General features: G+C 57.2%; 13 protein-coding genes and 2 pseudogenes. 6 read left to right on the forward strand and 9 right to left on the reverse strand.

The features are described 5' to 3' along the window. Nucleotides 1–253: 253 nt before the first annotated feature. The 3 genes and pseudogenes from AC6RA8_RS09210 to AC6RA8_RS09220 form a co-directional block, all read right to left on the reverse strand. Nucleotides 254–1266: pseudogene (locus tag AC6RA8_RS09210) on the reverse strand (IS110 family RNA-guided transposase). A gap of 781 nt (nucleotides 1267–2047) precedes the next feature. Beyond that, nucleotides 2048–2887, reverse strand: coding sequence for a universal stress protein (locus AC6RA8_RS09215; RefSeq protein ID WP_500352233.1), 840 nt, complete (start codon nucleotides 2885–2887; stop codon nucleotides 2048–2050). Nucleotides 2888–2946: 59 nt separating this feature from the next. Further along, nucleotides 2947–3357, reverse strand: coding sequence for an Hsp20/alpha crystallin family protein (locus AC6RA8_RS09220; protein ID WP_500352235.1), 411 nt, complete (start codon nucleotides 3355–3357; stop codon nucleotides 2947–2949). A 206-nt stretch (nucleotides 3358–3563) separates the two neighbouring features. Here AC6RA8_RS09220 and AC6RA8_RS09225 point away from each other — a divergent pair, with 206 nt between their 5' ends. After that, nucleotides 3564–4757: a DUF8173 domain-containing protein gene (locus AC6RA8_RS09225; protein ID WP_500352236.1), complete on the forward strand. Its 1194-nt coding sequence runs from the start codon at nucleotides 3564–3566 to the stop codon at nucleotides 4755–4757. A gap of 17 nt (nucleotides 4758–4774) precedes the next feature. Next, the gene (locus tag AC6RA8_RS09230) at nucleotides 4775–5197 is read left to right on the forward strand and encodes a DUF2267 domain-containing protein (protein ID WP_500352238.1); all 423 of its coding nucleotides are present in this window, start codon (nucleotides 4775–4777) and stop codon (nucleotides 5195–5197) included. On the opposite strand, the gene AC6RA8_RS09235 is transcribed toward AC6RA8_RS09230, so the two are convergent. Continuing rightward, a complete protein-coding gene (locus AC6RA8_RS09235; RefSeq protein WP_500352240.1) occupies nucleotides 5194–5865 on the reverse strand; it encodes a helix-turn-helix domain-containing protein in 672 nt (223 codons plus the stop codon). The genes AC6RA8_RS09230 and AC6RA8_RS09235 overlap by 4 nt on opposite strands. 162 nt (nucleotides 5866–6027) lie before the next feature. Between AC6RA8_RS09235 and AC6RA8_RS09240 the strand changes: the two genes are divergently transcribed. Then, a complete protein-coding gene (locus tag AC6RA8_RS09240; protein ID WP_500352241.1) occupies nucleotides 6028–6801 on the forward strand; it encodes a response regulator in 774 nt (257 codons plus the stop codon). Here AC6RA8_RS09240 and AC6RA8_RS09245 read toward each other — a convergent pair. From AC6RA8_RS09245 to AC6RA8_RS09255, 3 genes and pseudogenes are all read right to left on the reverse strand, one after another. After that, a complete protein-coding gene (locus tag AC6RA8_RS09245) occupies nucleotides 6786–7583 on the reverse strand; it encodes an ATP-binding protein (protein WP_500352254.1) in 798 nt (265 codons plus the stop codon). The genes AC6RA8_RS09240 and AC6RA8_RS09245 overlap by 16 nt on opposite strands. Nucleotides 7584–7718: 135 nt before the next feature. Beyond that, a pseudogene (locus tag AC6RA8_RS09250) lies at nucleotides 7719–8312 on the reverse strand (PAS domain S-box protein); the annotation flags it as partial. Nucleotides 8313–8375: 63 nt separating this feature from the next. After that, nucleotides 8376–9728 carry a site-2 protease family protein gene (locus tag AC6RA8_RS09255; protein WP_500352243.1) on the reverse strand — a complete coding sequence of 451 codons (1353 nt, stop codon included), beginning with the start codon at nucleotides 9726–9728 and terminating at the stop codon, nucleotides 8376–8378. On the opposite strand from AC6RA8_RS09255, the gene AC6RA8_RS09260 reads away from it, so the two are divergent. From AC6RA8_RS09260 to AC6RA8_RS09270, 3 genes are all read left to right on the forward strand, one after another. Further along, nucleotides 9706–10716 carry a sodium:calcium antiporter gene (locus AC6RA8_RS09260; protein WP_500352244.1) on the forward strand — a complete coding sequence of 337 codons (1011 nt, stop codon included), beginning with the start codon at nucleotides 9706–9708 and terminating at the stop codon, nucleotides 10714–10716. The two genes, AC6RA8_RS09255 and AC6RA8_RS09260, sit on opposite strands and share 23 nt — an antisense overlap. A gap of 88 nt (nucleotides 10717–10804) precedes the next feature. Further along, nucleotides 10805–11224, forward strand: coding sequence for a hypothetical protein (locus AC6RA8_RS09265; protein ID WP_500352246.1), 420 nt, complete (start codon nucleotides 10805–10807; stop codon nucleotides 11222–11224). Further along, on the forward strand, nucleotides 11221–11559 hold the full coding sequence (locus tag AC6RA8_RS09270) for a TraR/DksA family transcriptional regulator (RefSeq protein WP_500352248.1): 339 nt from the start codon (nucleotides 11221–11223) through the stop codon (nucleotides 11557–11559). The genes AC6RA8_RS09265 and AC6RA8_RS09270 overlap by 4 nt, the downstream gene beginning before the upstream one ends. A 3-nt stretch (nucleotides 11560–11562) precedes the next feature. Here AC6RA8_RS09270 and AC6RA8_RS09275 read toward each other — a convergent pair whose 3' ends face one another. Then, nucleotides 11563–11943 (reverse strand): c-type cytochrome, encoded by a 381-nt coding sequence (locus AC6RA8_RS09275; RefSeq protein WP_500352250.1) that lies wholly within the window; start codon nucleotides 11941–11943, stop codon nucleotides 11563–11565. A gap of 190 nt (nucleotides 11944–12133) precedes the next feature. Continuing rightward, nucleotides 12134–12864, reverse strand: a 731-nt coding sequence (locus AC6RA8_RS09280) for a zinc-dependent alcohol dehydrogenase (protein WP_500352252.1), incomplete at its 5' end; no start/stop codon positions are given.

Below are 12864 nucleotides of genomic sequence, written 5' to 3' on the forward strand. Positions count from 1 at the left end.
CAGCGAATATCCTGTGTGGATGGCTCCTGCATAGCAAGACATTTTTGATCTGATTTGTGCTTTTATCAGAAGCAGTCATGTGTCCGGCCTGTTTGCGCGATTTTGACCGCTGGCCCTGATGGGTTCCGCAAACCAGGTCCCTTACAGCAATGCGGGCTATGACGCCCGGGGCATTCGGCGGGTTGTCCTGATTTTTTTGGCTGACTTATGCACCATCATATCGCGGGTCTTGCTAACTTTGTGTTTTTCTTTCCTAGGCTGTTGCGCGAGGGCAATACGGCTCGTTGCGGGTTAGGACAACCCAGATGATGCGGGCCGTCTTATTGGCCATGGCGACGGTCGCAACCCGCGCGGGCTTGCGCTCGAGCAAGGACGTCAGCCATTTGCTGGCGCGCGTTGGATGGGACCGGGTTTGTTGAGCCAGTGATGTCATGCCGACAACAAGCAATGATCGCAGGTGCTGATCACCCATCTTTGTAATCCGTCCCAGCTTCTCTTTCCCTCCGCTGGATTTGTTCGCTGGAGTCAGGCCAAGCCAAGCAACAAATTCCCGACCGTTTCGGAATCGGTGCCCATCTCCGATGCTGGCGATGATGGCAGACGCCGTGTCACCGCGCCAACACCAGGTATCGTGCGCAGAAGACGAACACGCGCGTCCTCTTTTGCAATTTGCGTCAAGCGTTCTTCGTACCAGCGAACCCGCTGATGCAAAGCCATGAGCTGTTCTGACAGGTTACAGATCACCTCGTTGGCGATGTCTGGCAAGTCGAGCACGTCACCAAGGGAGATGTCCTCAACAAACCCAATCACACGGGCCAGCCCTCTGGGGATTTAGATGCCGAACTTGGTGACCAGACCGCGCAATCCATTGGTCAATTGCGTCCTTTGGCGAACAAGAAGGGCGCGGGCCCGATGCAGCGAAAGCAACGACTGCTGCTCGACGGTCTTAATCGCAACGAAGCGCATCGTCAGTCTGGTCACTGCTTCGGCATCAATGACATCAGACTTCTCCCGTTTGACGTATGGCTTCACATACATCGGCGGAATCAACCGAACCTCGTGGCCCAGGGCCGTGAGTTCGCGCGCCCAATGATTTGCGCTGCTGCAGGATTCCATGCCGATCAGGCAGGGCTCCAACTTCGCAAAGAAAGGCAGAAACTGCGCCCGCCGCAGGGGTTTGTTGAACACCACTTCCTCGGTGGCCGTGATCCCATGGACTTGGAAAACGTTCTCAACCAGATCAACGCCGATTGTGGTAACTTGCATGGGGTGGCTCCTCTCATAAGCAGACTTTGACACCTGCACTATGGCGCATTGCGACGCCGGTTGGAGCAGGAGCCATCCACCCCATCAGGAATGACGGTCGAACTGCGGCATCTTGGCCAATGATCCAATGTCGGGAAGGCACCCAAGTTCTTCCGAAGATCTAATGTCGCCGACATCGAACTCACACACGAGAAGACTGTGCCAGACTAGTTCGGCAAACCCCTATCTTTTTTATCAGCATAGCCCCATTGAAGCTTCCTTCGACGGGGTTTTCTGTTTGCAAACAGTTGGACAAAGCGGATGAAAATGAAGTACGCTTTGATTTTATGGACGCACGTTAGTATGTAAAATTTCAATAACTTACAATACCAAAAAGATCATGTCATCGCATCTCATCAGTTGATGTGGTGTTGCAAGGACTGTGTCCAAAAGACCATCAGCTTATCCCATTTTATACGCACGTTGTCCAATTTATTGAAAGCGAAAGAACGCTTCGCAAACCTTAGTTCAATGGCTTTGCACTACCCATCTAGCGTGTGGGCCGGAAAGCATAAGTTCGCTGCGGTAGCAACATGTCTCTTGAGTTGACATGGAGCGGACATTTGTACCCGCAGAAAGTCAGCCTGGCCAACCACGAGGCAGTGGAGATAGCAGCCTTTCCCTGTGCCACAACCGCCCAGGGCAATGGGAAGTTTACCCGTTCCGCTTCAGGTGTGATACAAGCTACGCGCTGTAGGAGCGAACAGCACCTTTTGTTATTTTGTGGATGCTATGCCGTTGCTCACTTCGACAGCAGAACCGGTAGTTTTGCATCTCGTAACAATGCCTTGCTGGTCGCACCGACGACAAAATCATAGGCGTTGGAGTGCCCAAACGCACCTGTGACAACGATATCCGCACCCTCTTCGAACGCGCATTGAAGCAGCACATCCGCGATGGCCTGACCGGCTTGGTCAAGATGGCGCAGATCTACCTTGTGTCCGTGACGGGCCAGCGCGCTGGTCACGTCAAGCATGTCCGAGTCGTGCAACTCGTCCTGTGCACGGTCCTTGACGCGCAGCGCAACAATCTCAGAGCCGGGTGCCAGAATGTCCAGCATATCATGGGCCGCACGCCCCGCTTCTCTCGTCTCGCTCCACCCGAGAAGCGCCTTGTGGCCGATCTCGGGACCATCATAGCCAAGTGGCACCACGATCACCGGCCGTCCGCTTTGGCGGATCACGGCCTCTTGCGCGCGGCGCTGATCGTACCTGTCCAAATCTTTATCTTCGTGGGCCATGATCACCAGATCAGCGGCCCGCGCACTTTCGATCATACGTTCTGACGCGGTGGTGGAATGCGCCCGCACCAAGCGGTACTCGCTCACAAAGTCTTCGGCCCGGGTGTGGGCGTTGAAAATCTCTTTGATCTCCTCCGCGGTCTGCTTCTGACTGGCGCTAAAATTCGCAAAGACCTGATCCGGTATGTGAATGGAAATACCGGGATACACTTCAAGCGCTTCCAATGTGTGTAAGCCGATCAGATGAGCACCAGTGCGGCGGGCCAGCGGCACGGCCGCTTTCAGCAAGGTGGCAGCATGTTCTTTGGTGGTCAGGCACACCAGAATTGTCTTCGGTCCCATAAAATCCCCTCCGGACTGGTGGTTTCGGCCCGGCCCCATGTGCTGCCGGGCCGAGTGCTCTATGATGTTTTGATGTCGACCTTTTGAACGCCGGTCGTCGCGTTTTCGGGACGGTCGATTTTCAATGTGAGAACACCGTTCGAGAAGTCAGCCGCGACCGCGCCTTTGTCTGGGACAAACCCAAGCGGAATGTGCCGGCGGAAGCTGCCATGGCGACGCTCGACAAGATGAAAGTCTTTTTCCTTTTCCTCCTTGCTCGTGCTTTTCTCGCCCTTGATGACAAGCGTGTCGCCCTGAACTGTGACGTCCAGGTTCTCTTCGCTCACGCCGGGAACGTCGGCGCTGATTTCAAGCCCCGTTTCGGTCTCGGCCACATCAATGGCAGGCACGAGCATGCTGCCGCTGGAAAAGAAATCTTCGGTCGGTTGCGGGGTCGCTGTGCCACGCAGATGGTCAAGCATCTGTGCCATTTCTTTTTGGAAAGATTGAAAAAAAGGCGGGTAGAAGCTGCCCGGTTGGGTGGGAAGGTTGGGCTTGGACACCATTGGTCTCCTTTCTGGTTCAATTGTTTCCTGCCCTCGTAGGCTAGCAAATCGGCGCGGACCTCGATTGATCGTTGTCAATCGGAATTCGGGAACGCGCTGTATCCAGTCGCTGCAGAAAAGGAGCGGTTGAGATGCGAAAGAGTTATTTGCCAGCTGTGCTGATCGGTTTTGTTCTGTGCGTGTCGGCGGGTAACGCCGAGACCGTCGTGACCGAACATGGTGGCGACACGTTTGTATCGGGCGAAACCATTACCCAAACGCTGGAGGTATCCGGTGATGCCTTTGTTGCGGGGCGATCCGCGACGGTGCTGGGGCAGGCAAATGAAGACTTTCATGCTGCAGCTTTTGACGTCCTGATCGAGGCGGATGTAGGCGAAGACGCCTATGCCGCTGGGGCGACCGTGACGCTCAAGGGCACGGTGGGCCAAGATTTGACGGCTGCCGGGTTCACCGTTCGAACGGACGCGACATCACGTGTTGGGGGCAATGCCCGGCTTGCAGGGGCGACCGTCATCGTGGATGGGCCAATTGACGGTGCGCTATCCGTCTCCGGGCGTGATGTCCTGCTGAATGCGCCCGTAACGGGCGACGCGCTGGTTTTGGCCAAAACGCTCCGCTTCGGACCCGAGGCGGTGATCGCAGGCCGCCTGACATACACGACCGACACCAGGATAGACGTCCCAGCACGTGTGGCCCCGGCCGCGCGCGTCACGTTTGAACCCCTGACGGGCAGCGCACTTTTGCGAGAATGGAACGGGATGCGGGAGATGCCGATCTTCCCGACATTCGCCTCTGTTTTCTTTGGCTTTCTGGTGACCCTGCTGTTCTTCGTCCTGCTCGGTGCCATTGCGCTCGGGTTTGCACCTCGGCATGTATCATGGCTGCGTAAATCTATTGGAGCGGCGCCAGGGCGCACTTTGCTTCAAGGGGTGATCGGTCTTTCCATCCTGTTTGGCGCGGTGCCTGTGACTGGCCTCACAATCGTGGGGATTCCGTTTGTACCTGTGGCGATCTTGTCCATCGTGTTGGTCTGGACGTTGGCCTATGCGCTTGGCGCCTATGCGGTGGCGATGCGTGTCTGGATTGGTCTCGGGGGCGAGGTTGATCCGCACAACGTCACACGTCTGGTGGTTCTGGCCGCCGCGATCATCGCGGTCGCTTTGTTGAACTTCATCCCTTTCGTCGGATGGGTGGCGAATTACACGCTGGTTCTGTTGGGCGTTGGCGCCATGACCCACGCCGCCTTGCTCGCCCTTGTGCCTGATATTGATCCTGCGCTCGACTTGGACATGCAACCAGTCGACCAAGACAATCCCAAAACCTGAAAAGGAGGATACAACATATGTCCAGTCAGGGCCTGGAAGTGATCGACCATACCGTGCACCTGACGCACGAGTGGATCAACGAACTGGCGGAACGGGTCGGCTATACGTCGAAACGAAGCGCGCTGCGGTTGCTGCGTGTCACGTTGCAGTGTTTGCGGGACCGGCTGCCCGAGAACGAGATGGCACAGTTTTCTGCGCAGTTACCGTTGCTCGTGCGCGGCCTCATGTTTGAAGGCTGGCAGCCCAAGCACACGCCGAACACTCACCTGCGTTTTGGACCAACCATTACCGAAGCGATGGCGGATACTTCCGAGTTTCGCGGAGCGGAGGATGCCGAATACGTCTTTGATCTGCTGAACAGCAGGATCAGTCGCGGAGAGGTCGAGGATGTCCGCGCGTGCCTTCCCGAAGAGATACGCGTGTACTGGGCGGCACCCTAGTCGTCGCCTTGCGACAACTCCGCAAGGGTGTCAGGTTTTAGCACGATGATCGTTTGCGCCCCATCAAGCGCGATTACGCCAGCCTTGCGCAAGGCGGTCACCGCGCGGCTGACCGTCTCTGTTGTGAGGCCGAGAAAATCGGCGATGTCGCTGCGACTCATTGGCAAGTCGATCTGGCGATATGCTCCCAAGCCTTCACCGTAGCGACGGGTGACCACATCCAGAAAGGAGGCAACCTTCTCGGAAGCAGATTTCAGCCCAAGCATCATGACATGATCCTGCATGGCGCTGATTTCGCCCAATGCAGCCTGCAAAAGTGCCATATGCAATTCCGGGTCGCCATCGCCGTGATCAAGGGCCGCGCGGCGATACGCGCGCAATGTGGTGTCGACCAACGCGTCGCAATCGGCGTGGTGGCACCCATTGGCGGGAAACCCAATGATATCGCCGGGATAACCAAACGCGATCACCTGCCGCCGACCGTTTTCTAGCATCCGTGTCAAGCGCACAACGCCGGTCATCACCTGATAAATCCGCTCGACCACATCCCCTTCGCGGTAAAGATATTTGCCCTCTGGCAATCGCGTGGGCAGTGATTTGCGCGCAAGTTCATCCCCTCCCAAAACGGCAGGCATTGGACGTTCTTCAGCTGACAAAGTGATATACATCTATGGTCCCCCTAGGCTGTCCGAGGACCTTGTTGGACGCAGACTGTAATCTTGCGTATGGTTGAGCAGGACAGTTTTGTATCAAATTGTAACGCTCCCCTAGCCGATGCGCGCTGGTTCCGGGGACATGTGGCGCATCTACATAAACCCGGTGAGGGGATCATGAGCCAACAGCCGACAATTCTTGTCGTGGAAGACGACCCCAAGGTGCGCGCCTTGCTGCGGAATGTGCTCGAAGATGATGGCTTTGCGGTTCAGGAGGCTGCAAATGGTTCGGAAGCGCTTGAGCTCGTCAATAACAACGCGCCATGCCTTATCACCCTCGACATTCATTTGGGCCAGGACAATGGGTTCGATCTGGCGCGTGACATCCGCAAGCTATCAACCGTGCCCATCGTAATGGTCACTGGCAAGGATGACGTAATCGACCGCGTTGTGGGGTTGGAAATCGGGGCGGATGATTACATTACGAAACCGTTCCATGTGCGCGAGGTCATTGCCCGCATTCGCGCAGTTCTGCGGCGCCACCAGTTTGCTGAGGCTGACGCCCAGACGCGCACGCCAGCCGACACTGCCGTGCCCGAAAGTGCCGCCTATTTTTTCGACGGCATAATCGCGGTTCCAGATCGGATGCAGGTCAAGGATCGCAACGGTTCCGACTGTGCTCTGACCAGTGGTGATTTCAACTTGCTGAAGATCTTTCTGGAACGGCCCAAACGGGTATTGTCGCGCGATCAACTCATGGACCTGACCGGAGGCGTGGAATGGTCGCCTCTAGACCGGACCATCGACAACCAGGTGGCGCGGCTGCGCAAAAAGATCGAGCGCAACCCGTCAGACCCACAGCTTATCAAGACAGTGCGTGGCGTGGGATATACATTTGCCTGCGACGTGGATTGCAAGCCGGCTCAGGAAACGCTTCACAAAAGCGCCTGAAGCCGCTCGGCCAGATCTGAATAGCGATACGGCTTGTGAAGGATCTTGTATTCGCCCGTTGCCCCCATTTTGCCGGTGATCACGTCGCTCGCATAGCCCGAGGTCAGAAGGACTTTGACGTGCGGATACTCCGCGCGGACCTTGGCGGCCAGGTCGTAGCCGTTAAGCGATCCGGGCATCACCAGATCGGAAAACAGCACATCCACATGTGCCCCGGTGCCTAACAAGGCATAGGCGTCATCGCCGCTGGCCGCGTCCAGTGTCTGGTAACCCAAATCGCGTATCCGCTCGATGGACAGTTTGCGTACATGGGGGTTGTCCTCGACAATCAGAACAACCTGGCCCGTACCGCGAGGCAGGTCGCTGCCTATCTGGTCCTCGCCACTCGTTTGTGGTGTGCGGGCGCGCTGCAGCGCAGGAAAGTAGAGGCCAAAGCTCGTTCCATGGCCCAATTCGCTGTACAGCGTGATGTGACCGCCGGACTGCCGTACGAAGCCGTACACCATAGCGAGGCCGAGACCCGTTCCACCGTTTTCCGCCTTCGTCGTGAAAAACGGCTCAAATGCACGGCGTTGGGCTTCAAGCGGCATGCCTTCGCCGTTGTCGCTGACAAACAGCCTGACGTAATGACCCGGCTCAATATCGGTCTCCTGCGCCATGTAGTGATCGTCGATGGTGATATCGGCGACAGAGATCAGGAACTCTCCACCCTCGGGCATTGCATCGCGGGCATTGAGGGCCAGGTTGATCAGCGCGGATTGTAGTTGCACCGGGTCGATCATCACCTTGCTGACCGATTTCGCAAAGTCGGTTCGGATCTCGTACCGCTCCCCGATTGTGCGTTTCAGGATCGCAAGGGCGTCGCGACATAGTTCACGCAAGTCGACTTCGACAGGTTTCAGGTCACCCTTGCGCGCAAAGACCAAAAGGCGCCGGGTCAGGTCTGCGCCCATTTCTGCAGATGTGAGCGCATCGTCGATCAAGCCACTCTGACGTTCGTCTGCGCCGCGCATTTGCAACAGCTCAAGATTGCCGATGATCACGGTCAGCAGATTGTTGAAGTCATGGGCAACGCCACCGGTAAGTTGACCGACCGCGTCCAATCGTTGAGAGCGGGCCAAAGCCTCTTGCGCTGCGTGACGTGCCGTCAGGTCGTGCAGGATGGCGATGAACACTGTGTCACCGTCAACTTCGGCGCTCCCCACCGACAGATGCAGGGGAAAAACCGTTCCGTCCTGCCGCTTTCCTTCCACATCGCGTCCGATACCGATGATCCGCTTCTCACCCGTTTCGAGGTGGTGCGCCACAAACCCGTCATGCAAATCCGCTAGCGCTTTGGGCATCAGCACGTTTACACTTTCCCCGACAAGCATGCCCGCGTTGAACCCGAACAACTGTTCCGCCGTGGGGTTGACGCGCTGTATCACGCCGTGTCGATCAGCGACGATGATTGCATCGACGGCCGCGTCCATCAGAGCGGTAAGAAGGGCTGCATCGCGGTCGTGGTCCAAGGATCGGGTTCCATCTCTTTGGGATCGATTTAACCGGGATACATCAATCCACCATGATCTGGGTCAAGAGGTTTCGCGCCAGGTTTGTGTCGACGCGGGTGCGTTGCTTCCTCTTCCCAACATCGCCAGCAATCCAAGGTATCGGGTAAGATCGGACAGCGAAACGACGCCCATCAAAAGGTTGCCTGCAACCACCATGAACTTGCGTTGGCCCGTTTGCGAGATGCGCTCCATCAGGTCCAGAACGGGTAGGTCCGGAGGAATGCAGACCGCTTCATCCAACTCGACAAAGACGTCATCCACGGTGGTACTGGCCCAGTTTTCGCGGTCGATGCCGTTGATCACATCAGTGTCTATATGGCCCAGCAGTTGCCCGTCTTCGACAACAGGTACAAAACCGATGCGTTTTGGCAGCATCACCTGATTGACAAGTGCGGCCAGGGTGGTGTTGGCCTCGGTTGTCACAACCTCGGATGTCATCAAGGCCCGCACCTCGCGCGGACCCAGCAGTGTTCTGGTGCGCTGCGCTTCAAGGCTACTGCGCGCGGCTGCCAGAACAAAAAGGCCAATCAGAATCTGCCAGAACCCGGCGATCACCGCCCCCTGAAACAGACCCAACAGGCCCAGACCCATCAAAGCGTAGGCAAGGACAGTACCGGATTGAGCGGCGGTTTCCGTGGCCGCCAGGATATCCCCACTGCGCTGCCACAACCACGCACGCAAGATGCGCCCGCCATCCAGTGGAAAGGCAGGCAGCAGGTTGAAGAGCGCAAGCACAAGGTTGATCAGCGCCAAGTAGCGCAACACCTCAACCACCGGCCCCATCCCTATGAACACCGCGCCCAACACCGCAAATGTCCAAAACATCGCAGCCAAGGCAAGGCTCATCAGCGGGCCGGCGAGCGCGATCCAGAACTCGTGCATGGCCCTGGCGGGCTCCTGAGTAAGCTCGGCAACACCGCCGAACAGGAAGAGCGTGATGTTCCGCGTGTCGACCCCAAAGTGCCGGGCCGTCACTGCATGGGCCAACTCATGACCCACAAGTGAGGCGAAAAAGAGCAGCATGCCCAGAAGGGCCATCGTCGCATATGTCCAGCTCGACAAACCGGGCAAGACGGCGGGAAAAGTGTGTTGATAGAGGCTCCAAGTGATCAGACCTGCAATCAGGATCCAACTCGGGTCGACCCGGATATGGAAGCCAGAAATGGTGATGATGGTGCGGGCATTTGAAAACATGGCACTTGTCCTCTTGTGGCCATCATAGACTATGCCCAGAAGAGCATCTTTGATTTTGCTCAAGCCCGACAGACGCACGGACTTGAGAAATGTCAGACCGGTCATCAGACGGTACGCGTAAGCCGCCCGCATGGGACATCTCAGCAGCAGCCTGCCTTTGACAACGTTGGTCTTTGCCATCAGCGCCTTTGCTGTCTGGGTGGCAGGAGCACGACTGGCCTATCTGGCGGATGCACTTTCGGACCGTCTAAATCTGGCAAAGTCGCTTGTGGGCCTTTTGTTTCTTTCCACGGCAACGTCCCTACCTGAAATCGCCACGACACTGACGGCTGCGGTGCAAGGGGCACAGGCACTGGTTTTGAACAACCTTTTTGGTGGCATCGCGTTGCAGACGGCGGTTCTGGCGATGTCGGACTTCTGGGCGCGCGGCGCAATCACCAACTACCCGCGTAAAGCCAACCATGCGCTTGAGGCGACCCTGCTTGTTCTGATGCTCGGACTGGTGATCGTGATCCTGGCGGTCGGTGAGCCATTCGCGATTGCGGGCGTTGGTGCAGGTTCGGTGATCCTCGCCGTGGTCTATGCCGGGACACTTTGGTTGCTGCGCAGCTATGACGAAGCCAGCGACTGGGTTCCGGTAGACCTCCCTGACCCCGACCCCCTGCCATTTCCAGCACCCACCGGCCTGACCGATGCATCCACGACAATCCTTGCTGCACAAGCCGTGCTCGCTTGTGCAGCGATTCTGATCTTCGGCAGTCTTCTGGTGCTCAGCGCAGAAAGCATGGCTATTCAATCCGGGCTTGGCGCCAGCTTCATAGGTGTCACGTTGTTGGCGGCTGCCACATCCCTGCCCGAGTTGACGACAAGCATCACCGCGGTGCGCATGGGGGCTTACACCTTGGCGATTTCCAACATCTTCGGCAGCAATCTGATTATGCTGGTCTTGGTGTTCCCTGCCGACATCCTGTTTCACTCAGGACCCGTTTTGCGCACGACTTCACCGATCGTGCTGACATCGCTGGGCTTTGCAATTGTTGTGACGGCGATCTTCCTGACGGGGCTACTGATCCGACGCAAACCCAGACTTGGCAATGTGGGTCTGGATTCCGTGCTGGTGTTGATCAGTTTCGTTGCAAGCTTGCTGGTCTATTACAGTCTGCGCTGACACCCGCGACAGCTTTGACAATTCTCAATACCGGGCCGCATGGCGCGCCCTAAGCTGAGCCATGTGACAAGAATATGGAACGGACACAATGCATGGGACCTGTCCTATCACCGATGAATTGGCTTACCTTGTAGGCTGCGGGCTTGAGCCGTACGGCGGCGTTTTTATGGATGCTGTTGAATGCGGCCAGCGCCTGACCCTCGACGACGATGCCGATCTTGCAATTGTTCTCACAGGTGACTTGCGTGCGGCATGGCAATGCGGATTTGCGGTCGAGCTTTCAGGACCAACCGTGATCCTGCAGTCGGATGTGCACAAGACTTACGCCTATGCGACACGCGATCTGCGAATGCTCAGCATGACCCACGACGTATGCGCCTCTGTTCTGACGCGCCATCGTGCATTCAGGGGGCTGTTCTTTGACGCATTGACTGCACGTATCCAAGCGCTGGCAGCAGTGCAGGCACGACCAGCAATGCTTCAAAAACAAGCGGGGGTGGAACAATGACAGATCTCTCTCACTTCAAGAAAATGATCGAAGCCCGGCTTGTCGAACTGGGAGGGCGCATGCAGGACATCGAAACTGAACTTGAAACTCCCAAGCCCAAGGATCTGGGCGATCAGGCAATTGACCTGGAAGATGATGAGGTTCTTGAGGGGATCGGGCGTGTGTCGCAAAGGGAGGTCGCACTGCTGCAAAACGCGCTGGCAGAGATCGCGAACGGCTCGTATGGCTTCTGCAAAAAATGTGGCGGACCGATTTCAGAAGCCCGGTTACAAGCCGTGCTCTATGCGGTCTTGTGCCGTGATTGCGCGCAAATCGCGCAATCCGGCAAAGGCTGACACCTACCTCTGAATGCTTTCCAGATAGGCCGCCAAAGCAATCAGATCGGACGGTGTCGGCGTGGTCGCCCCTCCATCCTCGACCTGAACAGTCGGCCCCAAGTCTTCGTTTCCGAATTCGGGCATAACAGAATTGGGGTGATCGCGCCGATTGAAGCCGTCAATGACGCTCATCACGAAATTCTGGGGGAAGACACCCCGGTTTTGCGCAGATAACGTGGTCAGGTCGGGCGCACTGCCACCGTTGGCATCGACACCATGACAGGCCGCGCATTTCTGGAGATAGAGCTTTTCGCCGTGGTCAGCGCTCAGATCGGGTTCCCTGTTATCCGGTGCGCAGGCCGTCAGACTGACTGCGGCCAGCAGTCCGTAAACCATTCTCATTGTAGATGTCATTTTGCTCGCCTCTCCTGAATTGGACTTCACCCTAGTGGGCCCATTGCGCGCCGCCCTTGACTTATCTCAAGGTCGGTGGCGTCCGCACACAGGTTGGAAAGTGGCAAAGCCGCCAAGTGGCAAAAGCGCGCTGAAGCTCAGAATGATCAAGGCCACGCAAAGTGTGGGCCAGTCTGGATCATATCTCCAGAACGGTACGTCCAGTGATTTGCCCAGCCTTCATCCGGTCAAAGATCGCATTGATGTTCTCAAGCTTGTCCCATTCAAAATGGGTCGAAACATAACCATCTGCCGCGAGGCTCAGCGACTCTGCCAGATCCAGACGCGTCCCCACGATGGAACCGCGAATTGTCAGGCGCTTTAACACCACGTCGAATATCGGCAAGGGAAACGATCCGGGCGGCAAGCCCACAAGGCTCATCGTGCCATGGCGCCGCAACATGCCGGTGGCCTGGGCAAAGGCCTGGGTGTTAACGGCGGTCACCAACGCCCCGTGCACGCCGCCCAGATGGTCAGTGACCTCTTTGACCGGGTCGGTGTTGGTGGCGTTGATGGTGACGTCTGCACCCAGTGATTTTGCAAGGCTCAGCTTGTCATCCGCGACATCCACGGCGACCACATGCATGCCCATGGCCTTGGCGTATTGCACGGCCATGTGACCCAGCCCGCCAATGCCGCTGATTGCCACCCACTGACCCGGGCGCACCTCCGTCTCTTTGAGACCTTTGTAGACAGTCACACCCGCACATAGCACGGGCGACGCAGGGCCGAATTCCAACGCAGAGTGTAATTGGCCGACATAATCGGCATCTGCCCGCACGAACTCGGCATAGCCGCCGTCAACTGAGTACCCGGTGTTCTGCTGGCTTTCGCACAAGGTCTCCCACCCTCCCGAACAATGCTCGCATC

This window comes from Tateyamaria sp., from assembly GCF_059783535.1.

Excerpts from the sequence above, each read along its gene's own strand:
- AC6RA8_RS09215 (WP_500352233.1), bottom strand. The coding sequence starts at position 2,887 with ATGGGACCGAAGACAATTCTGGTGTGCCTGACCACCAAAGAACATGCT.
- AC6RA8_RS09220 (WP_500352235.1), bottom strand. The coding sequence starts at position 3,357 with ATGGCACAGATGCTTGACCATCTGCGTGGCACAGCGACCCCGCAACCG.
- AC6RA8_RS09225 (WP_500352236.1), top strand. The coding sequence starts at position 3,564 with ATGCGAAAGAGTTATTTGCCAGCTGTGCTGATCGGTTTTGTTCTGTGC.
- AC6RA8_RS09230 (WP_500352238.1), top strand. The coding sequence starts at position 4,775 with ATGTCCAGTCAGGGCCTGGAAGTGATCGACCATACCGTGCACCTGACG.
- AC6RA8_RS09235 (WP_500352240.1), bottom strand. The coding sequence starts at position 5,865 with ATGTATATCACTTTGTCAGCTGAAGAACGTCCAATGCCTGCCGTTTTG.
- AC6RA8_RS09240 (WP_500352241.1), top strand. The coding sequence starts at position 6,028 with ATGAGCCAACAGCCGACAATTCTTGTCGTGGAAGACGACCCCAAGGTG.
- AC6RA8_RS09245 (WP_500352254.1), bottom strand. The coding sequence starts at position 7,583 with ATGATCGACCCGGTGCAACTACAATCCGCGCTGATCAACCTGGCCCTC.
- AC6RA8_RS09255 (WP_500352243.1), bottom strand. The coding sequence starts at position 9,728 with ATGGCAAAGACCAACGTTGTCAAAGGCAGGCTGCTGCTGAGATGTCCC.
- AC6RA8_RS09265 (WP_500352246.1), top strand. The coding sequence starts at position 10,805 with ATGCATGGGACCTGTCCTATCACCGATGAATTGGCTTACCTTGTAGGC.
- AC6RA8_RS09270 (WP_500352248.1), top strand. The coding sequence starts at position 11,221 with ATGACAGATCTCTCTCACTTCAAGAAAATGATCGAAGCCCGGCTTGTC.
- AC6RA8_RS09275 (WP_500352250.1), bottom strand. The coding sequence starts at position 11,943 with ATGAGAATGGTTTACGGACTGCTGGCCGCAGTCAGTCTGACGGCCTGC.